We start from the raw sequence: 23,436 nt of genomic DNA on the forward strand, positions 1-23,436 counted from the left end.
CAGAACGGCGACGGATGAACGTACTATGTTCTCTCGAATATGCTCGCGCCAATTTCGTCAGTTTGTCTGGCTAGTGCTCATGCTCTCGCCGATTTTGGCTTGTCGCACGATTAGCATGGTCGAACGTTTGGTGCCGACCCCGGAAATTATCGTCCAGACTAGCACCATCTCCAAGGATGACGCGCCGCCTTCAGCGGCAACGTTGCCAACTGCCCTGCCGACGATACTACTGCCGATAATCACACCCACTAGCGAACCAACGGCAGTGCCCACACCTCCACCCACGTTGCGCGCACCGATCCGCGCGCCAGCCAAGCCGTCCACGCCGACCAGGGTTCCGCCTGCGCCAACACCCAGCTTTGAGTACCGCGTCAGTTCGGCGTGGTGCGGACCGAATTGGCAGACCTTTGTCGAGGGTACGGTGATTCGCGATGGCGTACCCCAAAATGATCTGCGGGTGCGCGTTTCATTGGAGCGCGATGGTTCACCGATCATGAACGATTATCGAACGGGAACCGACGCGACGAAACCCGGCGGTTATACTCAAATCATTGACGCGAATGCGCCACGCGGCGGATTGTGGTATCTGTGGATTATTGACCCACAATCGCAAAAACGGATTTCTGAAATCGCGGCGATCAAGACCGACTCCCAACGCGTGGAGGAAATCTCTTGCCAGTCTGCGCTTATCAACTTTGCAAAGGAGTGATCTGGAGGGACTAACCTTGCCAGTCTAGTCGCGCAACCCTGCCAACAATTCTTCGAGCGTCGCCCAGACGTCGTTGCCTTGCTTGCGCGCGTGCGTCGCCGCGATCTGCTCCGGCGGAAGCGTCGCGATGGCGGGCGCGAGATGCTTGCGGTAAAAATCCTGGTAGACGCGCGGAGTAAACGGGGACATGCGCGATAGCAAGACCCAGAATTCCAACGCGTGTTCGACGTGCCCTTCTTTTGCCGCGAGGATTGCCTGCCCAAGCAACACTGGTTTCGGCATGAACTGATGACGAAACCGGAGCGCGATGTGCATGGCGTCCGCCAGAAACTGTTGCGCTTGGTCGAGATTGCCCGACAATGCGGCAGCCATTCCCAGCGCCGCCAATGCCCACCCGACATCGGAACGCGCGCCATTCCGGCGAAAAGCGGCGGCGCTCTCCTGCAATAGTTGCCCGGCTTCCGGATACCTGTCCTCGATCAAAGCCAGTTCACCGGAGATACGCAGCGCCGCGCCGATGCCCCACCAATTGTCCACTTGGCGATACCACGCGAGACTCTCCTGCAATGGCGCGTGTGCTTGCGCGTACTCACCCAGGTGCATCCGCGCATCGCCGACGCGCATGAGCGCCAACGCCCACCGATGACGATCACCCAACTCGGCGTAGACCGTCACGCACTCTTCCAATAACGCGAGTGATTCTTCCGGTTCGGTTTCCATCAAAACCGTCGCCATGCGATAGCGCACCGCAGTCAGCGTTGCCTGGTCGCCAAGTTGCTGCGCGATCTCAAAACTCTCATGCAACAGCCGATCCGCTTCTGCGTCCTGCCCCAAGCAATGCAGATCAATCATCAAGTCCAAGAGCGCGTCCACCATATCGCGTTGCGCGCCTAACGCGCGACAAATGTCCACGCTCTTGCGATGCAATTCGACTGCCTGGACATAATTGCCAATGCGCTCGAATAACCGCCCCAGACTCCGCAGACAATTCGCGACGGAGCGACGGTCATCCAGTTCGCGATACAACGCTAGCCCGGTGGATAGCGGCGCTTTGCCGTCGTGACAGTTGCCGAATTGTACTTCTATTTCGCCGATGATTTCCAAAGCGAGGGCGCGCTCCCAGCGCACGTCTTGTGCACCCAAGGTTGGTTCATCGAGCAGAGCCAGACTTTGGTGTGCGCCCGCGCGCGCTTTTTCGATGCTTCCCAAACGTTGGTTAAAGCGCGCTTGCCACGCCAACGCGCTTGCCCACACTTTCAGTTGTTCCGCCGGTTGAGCCGAACCCTGGGCGGCAAGCTTTTCCGCCATACTCCGAAACGCTTTTTCGCCTTCCTTGTAACGCGCCCGCCAATCACAAAACGCGCCCAGCCCTTTCATCCCATCGGCTAATCGGTTCACTTGCCCGTGCTTCACCGCCCACGACCATGCCGCGCGCACATTGTTATTTTCAACGTCGAGTTCCGCCAACGCATCCTGCTGGTGCGCGCCTTCAAGGTCCATCGCCCACTGCCGCAACGCCGCGGTAAAGTACGCGGTGTGCCGATCATGCGCGCCTTGTTCTCCGCCGGCAGACTGGCGCAATTTTTCTTCGGCGTATTGACGCAACAGTTCGTGCATCTCGTATCGTCCGGTCGCCGTGCGTTGCAACATCGAACTATTGACCAAGCCCATCAAATCGCGCAACGTCGCCGCCGCGTCTTGTGTCATTGCCACGCTTTGCGCCGCCGCGTACGTAAATCCCCCGCGAAAGACCGCGAGCGCCATCAAGATTTGTCGCTCGCGCTCGCTCAACAAACGCCATGAATAATCGAAGACGACGCGCATACTGCGCTGTCGCTCCGGCAAACTGTGCCATTCGACTTCCAGAAAATCCAATTTGTGCGCGGCAAGCTGGGTCGCGATTTCCGCCGGCGAAAGCATCCGCATCCACGCGGCGGCGAGCAAAATGCCCAACGGCATTCCTTGCACCAACCGGCAAATTTGAATCACCTGCAACAAATCCTCGTCGCTCGGTTCGAACCCAGGACGCACGCGCCGCGCATCTTGAATGAAGAGTTGCACCGCGCCGTATTCAAGCGCATCGGACAAATTCGCCGGCGTCTGTTCCGGATAGCGCATACTGGGAACGGGCAAGAGGTGCTCGCCCGGCGCGTTCAAACTCACGCGCGAGGTGACCAAGACCTTGATCCCCGGCGCCGTCTCAAGCAATTTGGTGATGATCTCGACGCCGCCGTCGCGTTCGGATTCAGGATCGTTGATCAAGTGTTCGAAATTGTCCAACACCAAGAGCATCGTCCGCTTGCGTAAATAGTGGAGCAGTTGCGGTTGCGGTTCTTCCTGCTCGCGGAACGATAATGCCAGCGCATGGGCTATCGCCGGCACGATGTTCTCCGCCGATTGCAGCGAAGCCAGCGAAACAAAACACACGCCTTGCGGAAATGCCGGAGCCAGTTTAGCCGCCGCTTCGACGGCGAGGCGCGTCTTGCCACTACCACCGGGACCGACCAGGGTCAACAACCGGCAGGTCGGATCTTGTACGCGCGCGAGAATTTCCGCAACGATTTCTTCGCGCGCGACGAACGGCGTCAACCACACCGGCAAAGTCGCCGGGCGCGGCGAACTCGCGAGCGAAACCGGAGACTGGGGCGTTGCTTCACGTTCGGCGAATTTTCCATCCCGAATACTTTCGTACAAAGCCACCGTTTCTGGCGATGGCGTGACGCCCAATTCTTGTTCTAGCGCGTGACGACACGTTTCGTACTGCGCCAGCGCGGCGCTGCGTTGCCCGCTCGCGGCGAGCAACCGCATCAAATGACGATGGGCTTCTTCCGACCAGGGCGCGAGCGCGATTTGTTTCCAGGCGTACTCGCGCGCTTTCTCCGCATCGCCGCGTCGCTCAAAATGGTCGGTCAATTGTTCCAGGGCAGTCAAGCATTGGCGTTGCAGTTGGTCACGGATCGTCCGCGACCATTCTTCAAACGGTGCGCTGTCTTTGAGTCCAAAGCCCTCCAGAAAAGAACTGCGATATAGTCCGATTCCTTTTTCGAGAAAATTTGCCGGTTGATCCGACGAGGTAAAAGACTTGAACAAGTGCACGTCAACCAAAGTATCGCTCGCCAGATTAAACTGAATTGTCTCTCGATCAACGAGTAAAACCGGCGTCGTGGTCTTGCGATCACCAATTGTTTTACGCAAATTAGAAAGCGCATTCCGCAGGTTGGTCAGCGCCGACCGGTCGAGCCAATCGGGCCACAGCAACGCAGCCAACTTTTCGCGGCGATGCGGACGGTCGGCTTCGACGGCGAGGTACGCCAACAGCGCGCGCACGCGATCCGACTCGAAATCGGTAATCGGTTTTCCATTCAACGCTACTTGAAACGGACCCAGTAGCGACAACGACAGTCGAGCCATTCCACCTCCTCAAGTATCTTCCCGCCATTATAGCACATTCAGAAAAGAAGACATTTGCCGCGTTGACCCTGAGGTGTGCGTCAAAATTTTGGAACACTCAACCTTGCGAAGGTTTTGACGACAAATCAAATATGATTGCCGTTGAACCTTCGCAAGGTTTTTTCACCACCCAAAAACTTGACGGACACCCTGACCCTGACAGAGGGTGTCAGTCTAACCACGTATACTTGGCGTGCGATTTGCTTGCGTTTCGCTGACGCGCGTGAGACAAGTTGCTTGCGCGCAAAGAGTATGATTGCGGTGGAAATCAAAGAACACAAAACGAGGCAGTCTAAAAGGAGAAAATGCCATGCAAAAAAGTAAATTTGCGAATTACGGAAAACTGTCAGACGGCGGTGAAGCGTACAATTTTGCGCTCGAACGATATAACGATCTCTTGCGCGAGGCGGAGGAGAATCGTCTGTCTGCACCGACACCGCGTTCTGCGCCTTCAAACAAAAACCAATCACCGCTGAAGGCATTCCGGCAACTGATTGCGCAACTCTTGTAGCGAATCAAAAGCGCAAGCCGCACGGACTCTCGTGCGGCTTGCGTATTTTTTAGGGAAGCAGGATCGTCGGGCAAGTTTCCAACTTGCCGTGCGGGATACGTACTAATCCATGAGATGATGCTCGATGGCATATTGAACAAGCTCTTCCCGATTGCGCGCCGACAGTTTGTTCATCAGATTGGCGCGGTGCGTGTCTACGGTGCGAACGCTGAGGGTGAGCGTCTTCGCGATTTGACGATTCGTTTGACCGCGCGCGATAAGCCGGAGCACTTCGGTTTCGCGCGGGGTGAGCACGGTCATGGACGGTTTGGCGATTTCCGCACGCGGCGACATATCTCTGACCAGGGCTTGCATCATAGACGGATGCACGTACATCTCGCCGCGCATCACGGTGTTGATCGCGCCGACCACTTCGACGTCGTCGGCTTTTTTTACGATATAGCCGGCAGCGCCCGCCGTCATCGCTTCGCGGAGCATGGACACGCCTTCATGCAGAGTCAGGATCAAGATGCGAACCTGGGGTACCGTCGCGGTCAATTCCCGCGTGATCTGAATTCCATCAGCGCCCGGCATATTGATGTCGAGCAACAAAATATCTGGTTTCAGCGCGACCGCGAGCGACTGCGCGTCCAACCCATCCGCAGCTTCGCCGACGATTTGGAAATCGGATTCTTTTTCGAGAACGGCGCGCATCCCCGCTCGAATAACGCCATGATCATCCGCGATCAGAATTCGAATCGCCATTGGGCACCTCGATTATCAAAGTCGTTCCTTCGCCTGGCTCACTCTCCACGGTCAATTTGCCACCGAGCATGTCGACGCGTTCTTTCATGCCAAGCAAACCTAGGCGACCCCGCTGGGTTGCCTCTTGAACATCAAAGCCACAGCCGTCGTCATCCACCGTCGCCCGCACGCAATCGTCACGTCGTTCCAGAATGATTTGCACTCGGGTCGCGCGGGCGTGGCGGATGATATTCGTCAGCGCCTCCTGGACGATGCGATAGAGCGCCGTCTCGGTGGTAGATGGTAGCCGCGCACTCTCCATCCCCACAGTTTCAAATTCGATGGCGAGCGCGTACTTGGCGCTCACCTCCTCCACGTGTTCGCGCATCGCCGCGACGAGACCCAATTGGTCGAGCGTGGCGGGGCGCAAGTGCATCGCGAGGCGATGCAAGTTGGCTAACACTTCGTCCACCACGCGCCGTAACTCTGCCACCTGACGCACGAGGGGTTTGGAAGCGCCGCTTTCCCGTTCCAGGACGCGCAGTCCGAGTTTGAGACCGGCTAAAAGTTGACCCGCTTCATCGTGCAGTTCGCGCGCGATGTAACGCCGTTCCGTTTCCTGCACTTCGACCAACCGGCGCGAAAGCAATTCCAAACGTTCGCGATCGGCGCGCAACTGTTCAAAGAGCCACGCGTTTTGAATCGCCACGGCGGCTTGCGCGGCGAGCGCCTCGACCCACGCGCGATGGGCTTGGGTGAAAAACCCAGGTTGCGTTTTATCGAGCGAATAAAGTCCGACGACGTTTCCGCCGGCGATGAGCGGGACGCCCAACCAATTGCGTACGTGTTCTGCGCCCACCGGACGTTCCCAGCCGGGATGCTTTTCCGTATCGGCAATCAGGACGCTCTGCCGCGTCGTGAGCAGATCCTTTAGAATCGGATTCGTGCGCGCATCAAACTTGAGCAGACGGGTCAGTTCGGACGTGGTCCATTTTTCATAACCCCGCATCGCGCGGACGGTCAATTGCGAATCCGCATCCAAGAGCATGACATTCGCGCTGTCGTATGGCACGAGCCGCATAACGGAATCGAGGAGCGTCTCCAGGACGATATCCAGGTTGAGACTTTGGGTCAATGCCAAACTCGCGACCGTCAGAGTTTCGGCGACCTGGCGCGCGGTGGACTCGGCTTTGTATAGCCGCGCGTTGGTGATGGCTTGCGCCGCCTGACGCGCGAGTCCTCTTAGCAAAGCCAGCTCATTTTCATCGAACTGCCGGGCGGTGCCGGTTGTAAAAATACTGAGCACGCCAACCAGGTTGCCATCGTATTCCAAGCGCGCGTGAGTGGCAGCGCGGATATCGAACTCGACATACCAGTTGGCGCTGCGCGGGTCTTGCAATGTTTGTGCGTCTGGGATAATGTTCAGCGAACCGCTCGGTTTGGCAGATGCTTCGTACTCTGCGCGTGGGATCGGGCGCAAGCGTTCACGAGCATCGCGGGGTAAGCCGAATGAGCTAGCCGGCGCAATTTCATCGCGGTCGGGGTTGTACAAACTGAGCGTGGTGACGGGCGCGTTGAGCGCGCGCGCCGATTCTTCGCAGACGGCGTTCAAGATGGTTTCGAGACCCAGTTGTGCGTTGAGCTGCGTCGCCACGCGCGTGAGCGTTTCACTACGGACGACATTTTGGCGAATCAATTCTTCGACGCGTTTGCGCTCGGCAATTTCATCCTTCAAGAGTTTGATGGCGTTCTCCAACTCGGTGGTTCGTTCGCGCACGCGTACATCGAGTTCATCGCGCGCCGCGCGCAACGCCTCTTCCATCTTGTGGCGCACCGTAATATCTTCCTTGACGGCGACATAGTGATTCAGTTTGCCGTGCGAATCATTGATGGGCGAAATCGAAACCGATTCCCAATACAGCTCGCCACTTTTCTTTTTGTTGAGCAATTCGCCATGCCATTCCTTGCCGGCGGTGATCGTTTTCCACAATTCTTCATATACGCGCGGCGGCGTTTTGCCGGATCTCAAGATGCGCGGATTTTTTCCACGGACTTCTTCGAAGGCATAGCCGGTGACCTCGGTGAATTTTGGATTGACGTAGTCAATATCGCCGGCAATATCCGTGACGATAATGGACGCGGGGCTTTGTTCGACAGCATACGAAAGTTGGCGCAATTGGTCTTCTGCCCGCCGGCGGTCGGTAATGTCATACGCATAAATCCGCACCGCATTCATGGGCGCCGCAAACGCAAGCTTCTCGCCAAAAACGCGATCCTTGATCGTGACCTCACGATTAAATGGAGTGGGACTGGTCTGATTCAGCGCGTTCAGGATGTCGTTGATGTCCGCCGGCATGAAAAGATGCGCCGCGTGCGGGTCAGCCCCGAGATTTTTCAGAATCGTTTGAGTAGCTGGATTAGAAAAGGTGATCTTGCCAGCATAATTCACTTCGATCACTGGATTTGGATTCAGTTGCGGGAATGACGCCAGATAGCGCGTGCGCGCTTCCGCGTGGTCACGTTCTGACTGCGCCCGTTCGAGTTCAGCCACCTGAACTTGGAGCCGTTGAATCAATTCGCGCAGCCGCGTCGTCATCGTATTGAACGCCTGCGCGACCGCGCCAATCTCATCGCGTCGTTCTACCGACGCGACCAAGTCGAGGTTTCCTTCTGTAATCTGCGCGGCGGTTTTCGCCAGGTCCGACAGCGGCGCGGTGATATCGCGAATGATCCGTAACGCGACGATAATTGAGACGAGCAAAAGGACGCTTGAGATCAGGAAATTGATTTTTAACGACCAAAACGCAGAGCTAAATGCCTCTGCCTGGTCTTGCTCGGCAACCAGCACGACTTTTAGGTCAGACAACCAGTGATAGACTCCAATCACCGGTACATCGCGATAATCCAATGCCAGTCGCCAATCGTCGGTTTGCGAGATCAACGTTGCCCGCACCCCTTCGGTATTGATGAAGAGCGTACCCCCTGGTTGCGCGTGGGGTACGGCAAATCGGGAATCCGTGATCATGGTATAGTTCGAGTCCACCAAGTAGGTTTTGCCTGTCTCGCCCAATCCCGCATATTCGGTCATGATTTCATCAAGCGACGCCAGTTTGACCAAACCGGCAATGACGCAGATTTTGCGTCCGCGTTGATCAACGATGGGATGCGCCGCGATGAATGAGTGGGTGTTTTTAGTCAGCGTGGGAGACAGCACCGCGATGAAATCTCTTTGGCTTCCCTCGCGAAAATAATCTTGCTCATTCACGAACGTCCCTTCTTGGCTTGCATTAGTCGAAAGGACGATGCGTCCGTGGAGGTCTATCAAGAATACATCGTCGAAGAATGGGGTTTGTCTAACGAGGATGTGCTGGAAGTCATCCTGGATGTGCTCGTATGCCTCGCGGAACTCTGGCGAGAGCGAAGATTGAGTAGACACAATTTCGGCAAAGCCGGTCATGTTGGTCTCGGTAAACAACATGGTCAAGTTGGTAAGGATGTTTTTAACCCAATAGTCCGTCTCGGCATGTTTGAGCGTTGTCACCGCCTCAAGTTTCTCGATAGATATGCGCTGATGCGCTCCAAAATCGGCGATGGTGGTAACGACGATGAACCCAGTCCCCGACAATAAACCGATGAGTACCAGTGCAAGGATCAGTCGCGCGCGAATCGTCACCAGATGACGATTGAAAAAGTTGGATAGCATTTATCGCCCTTCTTTTCAACAATCAAACTCGACGAGTTTCGATTTTAGAAATCCAGGGAATGCTGTAGGATCAACCCGCATCTCCAGTGTACTGCAAACCATTGACGCTTGTCAAGACGATGACATCTGGTGATTACCCACAAGTGTCATTGCGAGAATCTCATACCGCGCGGCGGTATGTGTAAAAACAGAAACACTTCTGTCATTGCGAGGGCGGTTTTCGCCCGAAGCAATCCCCAACCAGCGAATCGGGCGCTTGGCGGCTTCGTCGGCATCAATCGCCTCCTCGCAATGACGGTTTGAAGTTGTGGGTCATCACGAGGATGACATGGGGCGTCGGTAACCTTGTGGTTTCAAACAAGACGGCTCGCTCCCATATTCTGGGCGCGAGCCATGAAAACGATTCGGCTAACGTCGCGGCGTTAGCGTTCCATGCTTTGGTAGTTCGGCGCTTCGCGCGTGATGATCACATCGTGCGGATGACTCTCGATCAAGCCCGCGTTCGTGATCCGCACCAATCTGGTTTTCGTTCGCAAATCGGCGAGTGTCGCCGCGCCGGCATAGCCCATGCCCGAACGCACACCGCCGATCAATTGATAGATTGTATCGTGCAACGATCCTTTGTACGACACGCGTCCTTCGATTCCTTCCGGCACCAACTTGCCGCTCCGCCCCTGCCCGCTGGCGTAACGATCCCGTCCCAGACCTTGCATTGCGCCGATGCTACCCATGCCGCGATATTCCTTAAAGCGGCGTCCCTCGTACAACACGATTTCACCCGGCGATTCATCCAGTCCTGCCAACAAACTTCCCAGCATCACGACGTCCGCGCCGGCGACAATCGCTTTGACGACATCGCCGCTGTACTTGACGCCGCCATCCGCAATCACCGGAATTCCTTTGCGATGCGCGGCGTTCGCACAATTCCAAATCGCGGTCAATTGCGGCATGCCCGCGCCCGCGACGATGCGCGTCGTGCAAATCGAACCCGCGCCGACGCCAACCTTGATCGCGTCCGCGCCCGCCGCGATGAGCGCGTCGGTCCCTTCCACCGTCACCACATTTCCCGCGATCACCGGCACATCGCGCCAACCGCTTTTGATGCGACGAACCGCGTTCAACACGCCATCGGTGTGACCGTGCGCCGTATCAATCGCGACGCAGTCCACGCCGTGATCCATCAGGGCTTGAACACGCGCTTCCAAATCCGCGCCAACGCCAACCGCCGCGCCGACAATCAAGCGCCCTTGCGCGTCGGTCGCCGCATTCGGATAATCGCGTTTCTTTTGAATGTCTTTGACGGTAATGAGTCCTTTCAAACAGCCGGCTTGATCAACCAGCGGCAGTTTCTCGATGCGATGCGCCTGCAATATCGTTTTCGCTTCTTCGAGCGTGGTGCCGACGCGCGCGGTGACCAGATTCTCGCGCGTCATGAATTCGCTTACGCCGCGATCCAGGTCACTCGGCTGGACGAAACGCGTGTCGCGATTCGTGAGAATGCCGACGAGCTTGCCGCCGTTGTCCGTGATCGGCACGCCGCTGATGCGATATTTCGCCATGATCGTTTCCGCGTCGCGCAAGGTTGCGGTCGGCGGTAGTGTCACTGGGTTTGCGATCATGCCCGACTCGGAACGTTTCACTTGCTCAACATGCGCGGCTTGCTCTTCAATCGTGAGATTACGATGAATGAAACCGATGCCGCCTTCGCGCGCCAACGCGATTGCCAGCGGCGCTTCGGTGACGGTGTCCATCGCGGCAGAGACAAGCGGAATGTTGAGGCGAATCGCGCGCGTCAATTGCGCTTTCACATCAGTCTGGTCGGGCAAGACCTGGCTGTACCCTGGGACGATTAGCACATCGTCGAACGTGAGTGCCTCGAAGTGATTGAATAATTCGTCATTCATGAAAACCTCCTTGAATAATCGCAGAGGCGATTGTTGAATCGCCTCTACTGTGAATCCGTCAACTGTTTTATCGTCGTGATCAACAACCGATGCTCGACCGCGTGAATCCGCGCTTCAACCGCGTCGAGTGTGTCGTCCAGATTGATCGGCACGATTTCCTGCGCGAGCACTGGTCCGCAATCCACGCCTTCATCGGGGACAAGATGCACCATGACGCCAGTGTGTTGAATCTCGCCGCGCTGGTACGCCTCGAACGCGCGCTGAATCGCGTGCGTACCCGGGAATGTACCGGGAAGCGCGGGATGCAAGTTGATGACGCGATTTGGAAAACGATTCAGAAATGCCGACGTGAGAATTCGCATCCAACCCGCGAGCACAACCCAATCGGGTTGATCCAACAAAACCAGGTCGGCGAGTTCGGCGTCGTATGCGCGGCGATCCTGGTTTGGCGATTTCGCTTTGACAATCGCCGGCACATTCGCGCGCCGCGCGCGTTCCAACCCGTACGCGTCTGCCTTGTTCGAAATAACCACGACGACCTGGGCGCGCAATTCGCCGGACGCGCACGCGTCGAGAACCGCTTGCAAGTTGGAACCGGTACCAGATAGTAGAACGACCAGACGTTTGCTATCCATAGAAAATCGTATTTAGGACGCGGATGAACGCGGACACTTGCACCGCACGCAAGTGCAGATGTAAACGCGGATTTTATTTTTTGTTTTTCTCCGCGTTGGTCCGCGTTAGTCCGCGTCCAAAAATGTATTCCTTTCCCCAGGTACAAGTTCACCAATCACCCAAGTCGGTTCCGCGATGAGCGACTGCACCAGCGCTACATTTTCCGGCGCGACGATGGCGACCATGCCGATGCCCATGTTGAACACGCGGTACATTTCGTCGCGCGGCACATCGCCGCGTTGTTGAGTCAGTCGAAACAGCGGCGGCACGTCCCAGCTTCCAACATGAACAATCGCGCCAAGGTTATCCGGCAGAACGCGCGGAATATTTTCGATGAACCCACCGCCGGTGAGGTGCGCCAATGCTTTGACGTGCGGCAATGCGCGTTGCAACACCGGCAAGTACGAACGATGCGGCACGAGCAACGCATCAGCGAGCGGCACATTGAGTTCCGGGAAAACTGTGTCGAGCGGAACGTCCTCGAAAATGTTGCGGATGAGCGAATAACCGTTCGTGTGCGGACCCGATGATGCCAAGCCAATCAGCATATCACCTGCGCGCAAATCCGCGCGCGGCAGAATCGCATCGCGCTCGACAACGCCGATAATCGTCCCGGCTACATCGAACTCGCTCGGCTGATAAACACCCGGCATCTCCGCCGTCTCGCCGCCGAGCAACGCGCACCTGGCTTGACGACACGCGGTCGCAATTCCGTGCACAATCTCCGCGATCATTTCCGGATCGAGCCGACTGCTCGCGAGGTAATCGAGAAAAAAGAGTGGGCGCGCGCCTTGCACGAGAATGTCGTTGATGCAGTGATTGACAATGTCGTTGCCAATGGACTGGAAGCGGCACGCTTGCGCGGCGAGTTTCACTTTCGTGCCAACACCATCGGTCGAAGCAACCAAGACCGGCGCGCGCATCGTTTGTAATGCCGCCGCGTCGAACAATCCACCGAACGCGCCGATGCCGGCAAGCACCTCTTTGCCGTACGTCGAACGCACCGCGTCGCGCATCAACTCGACCGCGCGATTGCCGGCGTTGATGTCCACACCAGCACCCGTATAAAGCGGACTGGAAGCGGACGAGCGGACAGAAGCGGATAAAGGTGGTAGATTTGAAACGGATGGAACGGATGGAACGGATGGATCGGATGGAACGGATGGAACGGGCGAAATGGATGAAAGTGGCGGATTTGAAATGCACAGGCGGATTGGAGTGGATGGTGTAGCAGTAACTGTACGACTGATGAGAGAAAAACTGATTTGAGTGTTGGCAGTGATGCTTTCGAGCGGAGGTAAAGCCGCGCCTGGCTGTGTCCGCAGTTCGCGGTACAGGTATTGGTGCCATTCCTGCACATTTTTCGGATGCAGGATGCGTTTCCATTCTAGTTTCTGGCGACCAAAGTTGTACAACATTCCAACCGGACTGCCGGTCGCGGCGAGGTATGTCAGAACCTGACCAACTTCATCCTTCGTCAACAAGTGATAAAACGCTTTGCATTCGACAACCAAAATTTCATCAACCCACAAATCTAAAACCAGGTATCCAACAAGTGACTCGTCAATATATACTTCAACTCGCTTCTCAATTTCCACGGCAATTCCCGCCTGCGCCAATACTTCGGCGAGACGCCGTTGATAAAACACTTCGCGATGTCCGGCTTTGAGTTCATGTTGAACTTGCATTGCCAACCCATTGACCTTGTACGTCAATTCATCCAACGCCGTTTTGACCAAACCAGGTTTCTCTTTTGCCATATTATCCATCCGTTTCTAAATCCGGCTATCCGCTTGTCCGGTTCGTGTCAACGCGATCTATTCACCGATTGGAGCCGAACCAGGAACGTTTTCAAATCAGTTTATCCGCTTGTCCGCTTGTCCGGTTCCCGTCCGTTCTCTGCTGCCTATGTCTCGCCGATATTGCATCCCCGCGAACGAAATCGGCTCGATTGCCGTGTACGCGCGCACAAGCGCCTCGCGCAACGTAGCACCCCAGCCCGTCACCGCGAGCACACGTCCACCCGCTGTCACAGTTTTCCCATTCACGAGTTTTGTACCCGCGTGAAACATCGCGGTGTTGTCCTGGGGCGCGTCCAAGCCAATGATCTCGCACCCGGCCGGATATTTTCCCGGATAACCGCCGGACGCGATGACGACGCACGCCGCCGACCCAGGTTTCCATTTCACTTCGACTTGATGCAATCGCCCGGTCGCGCACGCGTCCGCAATCTCGATCAAATCGGAATCGAGCAACGGCAAAATGACTTGGGTTTCTGGGTCGCCAAAGCGACAGTTGAATTCGAGCACGCATACGCCATCCGGCGTCAACATCAAGCCGGCGTACAACGCGCCGATGAACGGCGTGCCTTCCGCGCGCATTGCATCAACCGTCGGTTGCAGAATCGTGCGTGTCAATTCCTCGATCAACGCGGGCGGACAAATCGGTGCGGGCGCGTAAGCGCCCATTCCGCCGGTGTTCGGACCGCGATCATCGTCGAGCAAGCGTTTGTGATCTTGTGCGGGCAACATCGGCTTGACCGTGACGCCATCGGTGAACGCGAGGAGCGAAACTTCTTCGCCTTGCAATCGTTCCTCAATGACGACCTGGTCGCCTGCCGCGCCAAACTCGCGTTCGAGCATGATCTGACGCAACGCGGTCTCGGCTTCTTGCGACGATTCGGGAAGGATGACGCCTTTGCCCGCTGCGAGTCCCGATGCTTTGATGACGATGGGATAATCGGCGGCGCGCAAAAATTGCAGCGCGGCGTCGAATTCGTCGAACGCGGCGTAACGCGCAGTCGGAATGTGATGCCGCGCCATGAACGCTTTCGCAAAAGTCTTTGACGCTTCGAGTTGTGCCGCCGCGTGCGACGGACCGAACACGCGAATCCCGGCATCGCGCAACGCATCGCTCACGCCATTCGCGAGCGGTACTTCGGGACCGACAATCGCCAAATCAATATGTTTTTCGCGCGCGAACGCGACGAGTGCCGCGTTGTCTTCGGCTTGAATCACCACATTTTGCGCGACGCGCGCGGTGCCCGCGTTTCCCGGCGCGACGAACAACTGCATCAAGCGCGGTGATTGCGCGACCTTCCACGCGAGCGCGTGCTCGCGTCCACCCGAACCGATGATGAGAACATTCATGTTTTACTCCGCTCAATTCAGTGTGCTGGCTCAAACACCTGCTTGCCCACGCGTTGCGTGTCCGCGATTTGCACCGGGTAATCGCCGGTGAAACACGCGCGGCAATGTCCACCGTGCCCTGGTCCCACCACTTCAGTCAGTCCTTCGAGCGACAAGTACCCCAGACTATCTACGCCGATGCACTTTCCAATTTCATCCACACTCATCCGCGCCGCGATCAATTCTTCGCGCGCCGCCATGTCCACGCCCATGAAACAAGGATGGCGAATCGGGGGCGAGGCGATCCGCATGTGAACCTGGGTTGCGCCGGCTTGACGCAACAGCGCGACAATTGGACCGCTCGTGTTGCCGCGCACGATGGAATCATCCACAAGCACGATGCGCTTGCCCGCCAAATCTGGCAGAGCATTGAATTTGAGTTTGATGCCTAGCCGGCGCAAACGGTCATCCGGTTGAATGAATGTCCGCCCGATGTACCGATTCTTGATGAGTCCTTCGCCGAACGGAATTCCAGACTCGTTCGCGTACCCAATCGCGTGCGCGGTCGCCGAGTCGGGCACGCCGATCACCATGTCGGCATCCACCGGATGTTCGCGCGCGAGCCGCGCGCCCAACTTGCGCCGCACCCAATGCACCGAGCGTCCTTCCAAAATCGAGTCGGGACGCGCGAAATAAATGTATTCGAAAATGCAGAGCGAGGGCGGCTCCGCGGGTCGTCCTTGCCACGAGGTCAAACCGGATGCATCAAGTCGAACGATTTCGCCTGGTCTTATTTCGCGCAAAAAGGTCGCGCCAATCGTTCCGAGTGCGCACGATTCTGACGCAACAATCAACCCATCCGAGTTCAACGCGCCGAGGCAGAGCGGACGCAAGCCCCAGGGATCGCGCACGGCGTACACCGCGTCGCGCGTGAGAATCGTGAGCGAGTACGCGCCGATGGCTTTGTGCATGAACGCGGCGATGCGCTCGTCCCAGGTTTCGCCGGGCGCGCCCGCGAGCATCTGCGTGATGACTTCGCTGTCCGACGACGAACTCAAGCCGACGCCGCGTTGGAGCAAGTCGCGTCGCAAAGAAAATGTGTTCGTCAAGTTGCCATTGTGCGCGACGCCGAGCGGTCCTAGCGCGGTCTCGATGAGGTACGGTTGCGCGTTTGGCAAACGCACCCCGCCCGTCGTCGAGTAACGTGTGTGACCGATGCCCAGGTGTCCTTGCAACAAATGCAGATTGTCTTCGTTGAAAACCTGGGACACCAAGCCGAGTCCTTTGTGAATCGGCGCGGCGAGACCGTTGCTCGTCGCGATGCCGGCGCTCTCTTGTCCGCGATGTTGCAACGCGTAGAGCGCAAAGAACGCGAGCCGTGCGGCTTCCGCGCCGGGCGCGTACACGCCGACGACGCCGCATTCGTCATGCGGCTTGTCGAGTTGGATGTTGGAACTTGGACGTTGGACGTTGGACGTTGGATGTTGGAATTTGGACTCTATCACTTTCCACCCTCCGCTTTCTAATTTCTCACTTCTAATTTCCAATCTCTAATCTCCAATTTCCAATTTCCCGTCGTCGTCGAGAATTTTGCGCGCCTGTTCTTTTTGAAACGCGCGGACTCGTTCACGTGCTTGCGCGTCACTCAGACCCAGAATTTTCGCGGCGAGGAGCGCGGCATTCGCCGGGTCGAGCACGACCGCGGGCGCAATTGCGGAAGGCATCCACAATGACGAGAAAATATCTGCGCCGCCGAACGCATCGCTCGGCGGCGGGCACGCGATCACCGGCGCACTGACCGCGCCGTCTACAAAACCGGCGAGCGCGTTGCTGCGTCCCGCGACGGTGATGTATACTTTGGGACGCGGATCGGCTTCGTACTCGCGCAACATCGCGAGCACGTGCTCCGGCGTTTTGTGCGCCGAGCCGATGCGCATCACCACGTCAACGCCGAACGCGTTTGCCGCATCCGCGATTTTTTGACAGTGCGCTTGATCGGCTTGCGAACCCATGAGGATTACGAGGAGCGGTTGCGTCATTGAATCATTCTCCTTGGTTCAACGCAATAGAATTGGACGCGGACAGACGCGGATGAACGCGGATTTTCCCGAAATTTTTATCCGCGTTTTCCGCGTTCATCCGCGTCCCATAATTTCTGTCCTCCGCAAATTCTCCACCAACCGCGGTTCGACTGGATACGCGCCCGGCGCAAACGTTTGCCCAGTCAACATTTCGTAGATTTGAATGTAGCGTTGGCTCGCGGCGATCCACAAATCGTCCGGCATTGCCGGCGGCGCGCCGTCGCCGCGATAATTTTTCTCGGCGTACGCGAGCCGCACAAACTCCTTGTCGAAATTTTCCGGCTCGCCGCCGCGCGCAAACGATTCCGCGTACGAGTCCGCCTTCCAAAAACGCGACGAGTCCGGCGTGTGCGCCTCGTCAATCAACATGACTTGACCATCGGGCGCGCGACCGAACTCGTATTTGGTGTCCACCAGAATCAATCCCGCGCGTTGGGCGATTTGCTGTCCGCGTTTGAAAATCGCGAGCGCGGCGGCTTGAACCTGATCCCAGGTCGCCGCGTCGAGAAATCCTTTCGCGACGACCTCGGCGCAGGTCAGGCGTTCGTCGTGCGCGCCGCCAACGCCTTTTGTCGTCGGCGTGATGATCGGTTCCGGCAAGACCTGGTTTTTCTGCAAGCCATCCGGAAAACGATAACCGTAAATCTCGCGCTCGCCGAGCGCATAGCGATACCACAACGCGGTCGTCGTCACGCCGGTGATATAACCGCGCACGATCACTTCGACCGGGAACGGCTCGGCATTTACCGCAACGAGCGCGTTCGGATCGGGCACGGCGATTTTGTGATTCGCAATCACGTCCGCCGTTTGATCGAACCACCACGCCGCGAGTTGGTTGAGCACTTGCCCTTTGAACGGCACGCACGCGAGAATGCGATCAAACGCGGAGAGGCGATCCGTCGTCACGAGCAAACGCCGGTGGTCACCGAGTGGATATCCATCGCGTACCTTGCCAGCTCGTTTCCCGGTGAGCAGTAAATTCGATTCGCTGAATGCGAATGGGATTGTCGCGCGAATTTCGGTTTCGTTAATCATAGATAATTCCTCCGTTCGTTGGATCAGACCTTCCAGGTCTCCGAGACCTGGAAGGTCTATGCTACAACAATATTCGCACCAAATCATTCAACCGACTAATTTCGTATGTGATGACGACGCGGTCGTTACGCGGCGCGCGCGCTGGATTGAACCAGCATGTATCAATCCCATAGTTGTTGCCGCCTTGAATGTCCGAAGTCAAACTATCGCCGATCAGCAGAACCTGGTCGCGCGTTGGATTACCCATTCGTTGAAACGCAACATCAAAGATGGCTGGGTCCGGTTTCGCCGCGCCCACTTCTTCCGAAATGACAAACGCCGCGAAACAATCGCGCAACGCCGATTGCGCTAACCTGGGTCGTTGAACGGCTTTCAAGCCGTTCGTGATCAATCCCAGTTGATAGTGCGCGCGCAAAACCTGGACAATCTCAAACGCGCCGTCCATCAACTCGGACGCGTTCGCCAAGTTGTTCAGATATTTTTCACCGAAAGATTCTGGGTTGACTGCGACGCCAATTTCCGCAAACAGCAATTCGAACCGCTTGACTCTGAGCGACTCGGATGAAATCGCGCCGTTCTCAAAGTCAAGCCAGAGACGATGATTGATGCGCCGATAGATTTCTCGATAAGCCGGTTCGTCGCGAAGGGAAAAGTCATCGAACGTTCGCCTGAGCGCCGATTGTTCTGCCTGGTCGTAATCGAACAACGTGCCATCGGCATCGAAGAGAAGCCAACTGTATTTCATCGCGATTATTTTTTCAACCAGACGCGTGCGCTTTCGGCGACTCCGCTCGCGATGAGCGCTTTCGCCAGGTCAACGCCGATGAATGGCGCAACGCCCTGCGTCCAACCTTGCGTCCAATTGCCTCCGAGGAATCCGAGCGTGAGCCACGCGACGCCGCAAAGATAAATCACCGCAACGCCGGCGAGACCGGCGACGAAACGCAACACGCGATTGCGTCCCAGTCCTTGTTCGGCGAGATAGCCGGCGACGAACGCGCCAGGAATAAATCCGATCAGATAACCGGCAGTCGGCTTGAGCCACACGAGCGCACCCAAACCGCCCGCGTCGAGCGGAACTCCGGCGGCAATCGTCGCCAAGTACACAACCTGGGATGCCGCGCCATCTTTCGCGCCGAGCACCAAGCCCGCGAGCAACACAGTGAGCACTTGGAGCGTGATCGGCACTGGCGTGAATGGCAGTGGAATCGCGATGCGCGCGGTGAGCGCGGTCAGCGCGGCGAAGAAAACGATCGCAACGATTCGAACCAGAACTGTGTGTGATGTACGGGTACGGATGAGCACTGAAAACACAGTACCTCCTTTGTTATTGGGACGCGGATTCACGCGGATTTTCGCGGATTGAAAATATGTCCGCGTTCATCCGCGTCCAATTTGCTTTTTACATTTGCGCGGCGTAGCGCACGCCGTTCTCGAATAGTTTTAACCCCATTCGTCCACGTTCGCCGCGCGACCAACGCGGATGCTGATACGCGACGACGTGATCTTCGGGATGGGGCATCAATCCAAGCACGTTGCCTTGCGGATTGCACACGCCGGCGATGTCCGCGAGCGATCCATTCGGATTGAACGGATACTCGCCGTGCGCAAGCGATCCATCGCGATGCGCGTAGATCAGTGCGATTTGCTGGTTCGCGCGCAACGTGTCCAACATCGTTTCATCATGCAAAACGAAATTGCCTTCGCCATGCGCGACGGGACATTCGATTAGCTCATCGAGTCCGCGCGTCCACACGCACGTTTGCGATTGCGGCGCGAGCGTGACCCAGCGGCATTCAAAGTGTCCGCGCGCGTTGAAGGTGAGAGTAGAAGTTGGAGATTGGAAGTTGGAGATTGAAAGTTGGAGATTGGAAGTTGGAGATTGGAAGTTGGAAGTTGGATTGGGAAGTAATCCTGATTTAACCAATGCCTGAAAGCCATTGCAAATGCCGATGACGGGTTTGCCGCTGGCGATAAACGCGCGCGTCGCATCCGCGAAATAGACCTGCAAGTCGAGCGCGAGCAATTTGCCCGCGCCCAAAGTGTCGGCGTACGAAAAGCCGCCGGGGATGACGAGGATTTGATAATCCGTCCAGCGTCGTTCGCGTGCGCGCAGTTGGTTGAGGTGAACGATCTCCGGCATCGCGCCGGCGAGTTCAAACGCGTGTGCGGCTTCGAGATCGCGGTTCGTGCCATCGGCGTGCAAAATCAATACTCGTGGAAGCATTTCTCTCATTTCACAAATGGGTGGCGGATGAAAAACCAAAATATCCGCGTTCATCCGCGTTCATCCGCGTCCAAAAATTTTACGGCGATTACACTCTGTCACAGCGTTAAATCTCCATTCCATATAGCAACAAGTTCGTCAATTGCCGCAGTGATTTTCCCCGCGCCGATTGTCAAACGATTGTCATCCGTCACCTTGCCGATTTGTCGAACCTGGGATTGCAAATTCGCAAACTGCGCTTCAAACGTCGAGCAATCACCCGGTCGCACTTCGACCAGCAGACATCCATTCGATTCGGCAAACAGCGCGTCGTCATCGCATCCCAGGTTCATTCCCAGCCGCCCACCGATGCACATTTCCGCCGCCGCAACCGCCAAGCCGCCTTCGCTCACATCGTGGCACGCGCGCACCAATCCCGCGCGCATCGCGCGATGCAACGCGTGGTACATTTCCGGCGCGCGTTCCGGCATCCCAGGCACCGCACTGTTCACTGTTGACCGTTCACTGTTGACTGAATACTGCTCACCGATTTGACCGACTATGTACACCACATCCCCCGCTTCCTTCAAATCCATCGTGACTGCTTGGTTCACATCTTCGATGATGCCGATGGCAGAGATAAGCAACGTTGGCGGAATCGCGTGACGCAAGCCATCCGAACCTAGGTATTCGTTGTTGAGCGAATCCTTGCCGGAGATGAACGGCGCGCGATAGTGCAATGCGGCGTCGTAGCAACCGCGCGCGGCTTGAATCAGACTCCCGAGTGTTTCCGGGCGCAGCGGATCGCCCCAGCAAAAGTTATCGAGCAGCGCGATGCGGTCCGGGTCAGCGCCGACGGCGACCGCATTGCGAATTGCTTCGTCAATCACGCTGATTGCCATGCGGTACGGATCGGTCTTGCCGTACTCGGCGTTGATGCCGCACGAGAGAACGATGCCACGTGTGCCGCGCGTGCCAATCGGTTTGATGACACATGCATCCGAAGGTCCATCATTCATCGCGCCGGTCAGCGGCTTGACGACGGTGCCGCCGAGCACTTCGTGATCGTAGAGACGAATGATGTCGGCTTTGGAGGCAATGTTGGGATGAGCGAGTAATTTGAGCAACGTGTCCTTCGGGTCTGGGGTTTCGCGCTGGGGAATTCTAAATTCGGAATTCGGAATTATCGCTTCGAGGTAACGCTGGGGAATTCCGTCGTGGAGAAAATCATTCGCGAGGTCGAGCACGACGCGACCATCGTATCGCACGACGATGTGTCCCGTATCGGTGAACGCGCCAATGTCGGTCAGTTCCACATCAAAGGTGCCGCATAATTTTTGTAAATCAATTTTATTTAATTCCGGCACGGCGACGACCATGCGCTCTTGCGCTTCGGACAACCAAATTTCCCAGGGCGCGAGACCAGGGTATTTCAACCGCACTTGCTTGAGGTCAACGTCCGCGCCAATGTCCTTTGCCATCTCACCGACCGCGGACGAGAGACCGCCCGCGCCGCAATCGGTGATCGCGTGGTAGAGTTTTGCGTCGCGTGCGCGGACAAGCACTTCGATCAATCCCTTCTCCGTGATCGGGTCGCCGATCTGCACCGACGCGCCGGCGACCTCGCCCGTTTGCGCGTCCATCGTCATCGAGGAAAACGTCGCGCCGCGCAAGCCATCGCGCCCAGTGCGCCCACCCAGGACGATGACGCGATCTCCGGCGCGTGGTTCGCGTGGATGACTATTTTTGGGCGCGATGCCGACGCAACCGCAAAAGACGAGCGGGTTTGCGGTGAATCCTTCGTCGTAAATGATCGCGCCGTTCACCGTTGGGATGCCGATCTTGTTGCCGTAGTCCTGAATCCCCGCGACGACGCCGGAACGAATGCGACGCGGGTGCAGGACGCCTTCCGGCAATTTTGCCGGGTCGAGGTCTTGCGGACCAAAACACAGTACATCCGTCGCGGCAATCGGTTTCGCTGACACACCCAGGACATCGCGGATGACGCCGCCCGTGCCGGTGTTTGCGCCGCCAAACGGCTCAATCGCCGAGGGATGATTATGCGTCTCGACCTTGAACGAGATTTCGTACTCATCGTCGAAATCAATGATGCCGGCATTGTCCACAAACGCCGAACGCACCCAGGGCGCGGCGATCTCCTCTGTCGCCGCACGGATGTACGTTTTTAGTATCCCATCAATCTGGAAATTGGAAATTGGAAATTGGAAATTGGAAGTTGGATCAATTTCTCCAACCTCCAATTTCCAATTCCCAATTTCTATCTTTGCCCGAAACGTCTTGTGTCCGCAGTGCTCGCTCCACGTTTGCGCGATCATCTCGAATTCGACATCGCTTGGCTCGCGACCGGCGGCGCGAAAATAATTTTGAATCGCGCGCATCTCGTTGAGGTCGAGCGCGGCGCGGCGGTCGCGCGAGAGCGCGAGCAGTTCATCGTCCGTGAGTTCGCACACCGGCAGAATTTCAACCTGGGACGATGCGTGCGCGTCTTGCGGAAACGCGGCTTGGATCGCGCCGAGCGCATAGTGATGAATCACCGGGTTGACGAGCAAGGATCGCGCGAGCGCGTGCAATTCCGATTGGTCGAGCAAGTGCGCGCTGCGCACGACGAAACGTTGCCCGGTCGCCGCGCGTTCTACGCCGACAATTCCCAGTTCATGCGCGGCGCGCCCGATTTGCTCCGCGACCGGATCGGTGACGCCGGGGCGCAAGGCGCGTTCGATGACGCTGTCGTCGTCAGGTTGTTCGCCGCGCAAGCGCCACGTCTGCGCGATGGAATCGCTCAACAATTCGGTCGCGAGGCGTTGTAGATCGCGTTGGCTCAGGTCGCCCTGGACGAAATAAAGATCGTGCACCTCGATCCGCGCGAGGCGCGTAAACCCCAACGCGTGCGCGTCGGCGAGCAAGCTCGCCGCGCGCGGATCACGCGGGTCGCGCGGGGTGACGACGAAGCAATGAATCGGCATAACGAATCAATCCTTTGTGTGATCGAGAAAACAAAAACACCTATCGCCGACGCACTCCGCGTCAAGCCATAGGTGTTGGACACACTCGTCCGGATTTAAATTGTTTCTCCGCGCGTCCTGATGCCGTGAATCGGTTACGCGCGGAGCGAGTATTGGAAATTTACCTACCACTAAAATTCTCCTTCAGATGCACAAGCCGCATCATTGCGGAGCAAGGCAAATTTCTAGCGCCGATTATAGCACAGCCGCCGCAAACGTCAAAATCGTAATCGAACATGCCGAAGCCAAACAAGACAAATTGGACGCGGACAAACGCGGATGTACGCG

General features: G+C 57.0%; 16 protein-coding genes. 2 read left to right on the plus strand and 14 right to left on the minus strand.

Features of this window, described 5'->3' with window-relative positions; translation table 11 throughout:
- Window positions 1-25: 25 nt before the first annotated feature.
- Complete coding sequence (locus HY868_21700; protein ID MBI5304764.1) at window positions 26-709, plus strand: hypothetical protein; 684 nt, start codon at window positions 26-28, stop codon at window positions 707-709.
- A gap of 24 nt (window positions 710-733) precedes the next feature.
- On the opposite strand, the gene HY868_21705 is transcribed toward HY868_21700, so the two are convergent.
- Window positions 734-4,120 carry a tetratricopeptide repeat protein gene (locus tag HY868_21705; GenBank protein MBI5304765.1) on the minus strand — a complete coding sequence of 1,129 codons (3,387 nt, stop codon included), beginning with the start codon at window positions 4,118-4,120 and terminating at the stop codon, window positions 734-736.
- A gap of 349 nt (window positions 4,121-4,469) precedes the next feature.
- Between HY868_21705 and HY868_21710 the strand changes: the two genes are divergently transcribed.
- Window positions 4,470-4,670: a hypothetical protein gene (locus HY868_21710; GenBank protein ID MBI5304766.1), complete on the plus strand. Its 201-nt coding sequence runs from the start codon at window positions 4,470-4,472 to the stop codon at window positions 4,668-4,670.
- Window positions 4,671-4,772: 102 nt separating this feature from the next.
- On the opposite strand, the gene HY868_21715 is transcribed toward HY868_21710, so the two are convergent.
- The 13 genes from HY868_21715 to purL form a co-directional block, all read right to left on the minus strand.
- The gene (locus HY868_21715; protein MBI5304767.1) at window positions 4,773-5,414 is read right to left on the minus strand and encodes a response regulator transcription factor; all 642 of its coding nucleotides are present in this window, start codon (window positions 5,412-5,414) and stop codon (window positions 4,773-4,775) included.
- A complete protein-coding gene (locus HY868_21720; protein ID MBI5304768.1) occupies window positions 5,386-9,096 on the minus strand; it encodes a GAF domain-containing protein in 3,711 nt (1,236 codons plus the stop codon). The genes HY868_21715 and HY868_21720 overlap by 29 nt, the downstream gene beginning before the upstream one ends.
- A 422-nt stretch (window positions 9,097-9,518) precedes the next feature.
- Window positions 9,519-11,000, minus strand: coding sequence for an IMP dehydrogenase (gene guaB, locus HY868_21725; protein MBI5304769.1), 1,482 nt, complete (start codon window positions 10,998-11,000; stop codon window positions 9,519-9,521).
- 44 nt (window positions 11,001-11,044) lie between these two features.
- Window positions 11,045-11,635 (minus strand): phosphoribosylglycinamide formyltransferase, encoded by a 591-nt coding sequence (purN, locus tag HY868_21730; GenBank protein MBI5304770.1) that lies wholly within the window; start codon window positions 11,633-11,635, stop codon window positions 11,045-11,047.
- A 105-nt stretch (window positions 11,636-11,740) separates the two neighbouring features.
- Window positions 11,741-13,093 carry a phosphoribosylformylglycinamidine cyclo-ligase gene (locus HY868_21735; protein MBI5304771.1) on the minus strand — a complete coding sequence of 451 codons (1,353 nt, stop codon included), beginning with the start codon at window positions 13,091-13,093 and terminating at the stop codon, window positions 11,741-11,743.
- Window positions 13,094-13,531: 438 nt separating this feature from the next.
- Window positions 13,532-14,824: a phosphoribosylamine--glycine ligase gene (gene purD, locus HY868_21740; protein ID MBI5304772.1), complete on the minus strand. Its 1,293-nt coding sequence runs from the start codon at window positions 14,822-14,824 to the stop codon at window positions 13,532-13,534.
- Between the two features lie 17 nt (window positions 14,825-14,841).
- Entirely contained in the window at window positions 14,842-16,251 is a 1,410-nt protein-coding gene (purF, locus tag HY868_21745; GenBank protein ID MBI5304773.1) for an amidophosphoribosyltransferase, read from the minus strand.
- A 102-nt stretch (window positions 16,252-16,353) separates the two neighbouring features.
- Window positions 16,354-16,842 (minus strand): AIR carboxylase family protein, encoded by a 489-nt coding sequence (locus HY868_21750; GenBank protein ID MBI5304774.1) that lies wholly within the window; start codon window positions 16,840-16,842, stop codon window positions 16,354-16,356.
- Window positions 16,843-16,938: 96 nt separating this feature from the next.
- Complete coding sequence (locus HY868_21755; GenBank protein ID MBI5304775.1) at window positions 16,939-17,919, minus strand: phosphoribosylaminoimidazolesuccinocarboxamide synthase; 981 nt, start codon at window positions 17,917-17,919, stop codon at window positions 16,939-16,941.
- 61 nt (window positions 17,920-17,980) lie between these two features.
- Window positions 17,981-18,664, minus strand: a complete 684-nt coding sequence (locus tag HY868_21760; GenBank protein MBI5304776.1) for a noncanonical pyrimidine nucleotidase, YjjG family — start codon at window positions 18,662-18,664, stop codon at window positions 17,981-17,983.
- A gap of 5 nt (window positions 18,665-18,669) precedes the next feature.
- Window positions 18,670-19,191 carry a biotin transporter BioY gene (locus HY868_21765; protein MBI5304777.1) on the minus strand — a complete coding sequence of 174 codons (522 nt, stop codon included), beginning with the start codon at window positions 19,189-19,191 and terminating at the stop codon, window positions 18,670-18,672.
- A 130-nt stretch (window positions 19,192-19,321) separates the two neighbouring features.
- Complete coding sequence (gene purQ / locus HY868_21770; protein ID MBI5304778.1) at window positions 19,322-20,146, minus strand: phosphoribosylformylglycinamidine synthase I; 825 nt, start codon at window positions 20,144-20,146, stop codon at window positions 19,322-19,324.
- A 98-nt stretch (window positions 20,147-20,244) separates the two neighbouring features.
- Window positions 20,245-23,109 (minus strand): phosphoribosylformylglycinamidine synthase subunit PurL, encoded by a 2,865-nt coding sequence (gene purL / locus HY868_21775; GenBank protein ID MBI5304779.1) that lies wholly within the window; start codon window positions 23,107-23,109, stop codon window positions 20,245-20,247.
- Window positions 23,110-23,436: the final 327 nt, after the last annotated feature.

The organism is Chloroflexota bacterium, from assembly GCA_016219275.1.
Lineage (GTDB): Bacteria > Chloroflexota > Anaerolineae > UBA4142 > UBA4142 > JACRBM01.

What these genes read in the sequence shown, in the direction of transcription:
- HY868_21700 (MBI5304764.1), top strand. Translation starts at nt 26, where the DNA reads ATGTTCTCTCGAATATGCTCGCGCCAATTTCGTCAGTTTGTCTGGCTA.
- HY868_21705 (MBI5304765.1), bottom strand. Translation starts at nt 4,120, where the DNA reads ATGGCTCGACTGTCGTTGTCGCTACTGGGTCCGTTTCAAGTAGCGTTG.
- HY868_21710 (MBI5304766.1), top strand. Translation starts at nt 4,470, where the DNA reads ATGCAAAAAAGTAAATTTGCGAATTACGGAAAACTGTCAGACGGCGGT.
- HY868_21715 (MBI5304767.1), bottom strand. Translation starts at nt 5,414, where the DNA reads ATGGCGATTCGAATTCTGATCGCGGATGATCATGGCGTTATTCGAGCG.
- HY868_21720 (MBI5304768.1), bottom strand. Translation starts at nt 9,096, where the DNA reads ATGCTATCCAACTTTTTCAATCGTCATCTGGTGACGATTCGCGCGCGA.
- guaB (MBI5304769.1), bottom strand. Translation starts at nt 11,000, where the DNA reads ATGAATGACGAATTATTCAATCACTTCGAGGCACTCACGTTCGACGAT.
- purN (MBI5304770.1), bottom strand. Translation starts at nt 11,635, where the DNA reads ATGGATAGCAAACGTCTGGTCGTTCTACTATCTGGTACCGGTTCCAAC.
- HY868_21735 (MBI5304771.1), bottom strand. Translation starts at nt 13,093, where the DNA reads ATGTTGTACAACTTTGGTCGCCAGAAACTAGAATGGAAACGCATCCTG.
- purD (MBI5304772.1), bottom strand. Translation starts at nt 14,824, where the DNA reads ATGAATGTTCTCATCATCGGTTCGGGTGGACGCGAGCACGCGCTCGCG.
- HY868_21750 (MBI5304774.1), bottom strand. Translation starts at nt 16,842, where the DNA reads ATGACGCAACCGCTCCTCGTAATCCTCATGGGTTCGCAAGCCGATCAA.
- HY868_21755 (MBI5304775.1), bottom strand. Translation starts at nt 17,919, where the DNA reads ATGATTAACGAAACCGAAATTCGCGCGACAATCCCATTCGCATTCAGC.
- HY868_21760 (MBI5304776.1), bottom strand. Translation starts at nt 18,664, where the DNA reads ATGAAATACAGTTGGCTTCTCTTCGATGCCGATGGCACGTTGTTCGAT.
- purQ (MBI5304778.1), bottom strand. Translation starts at nt 20,146, where the DNA reads ATGCTTCCACGAGTATTGATTTTGCACGCCGATGGCACGAACCGCGAT.
- purL (MBI5304779.1), bottom strand. Translation starts at nt 23,109, where the DNA reads ATGCCGATTCATTGCTTCGTCGTCACCCCGCGCGACCCGCGTGATCCG.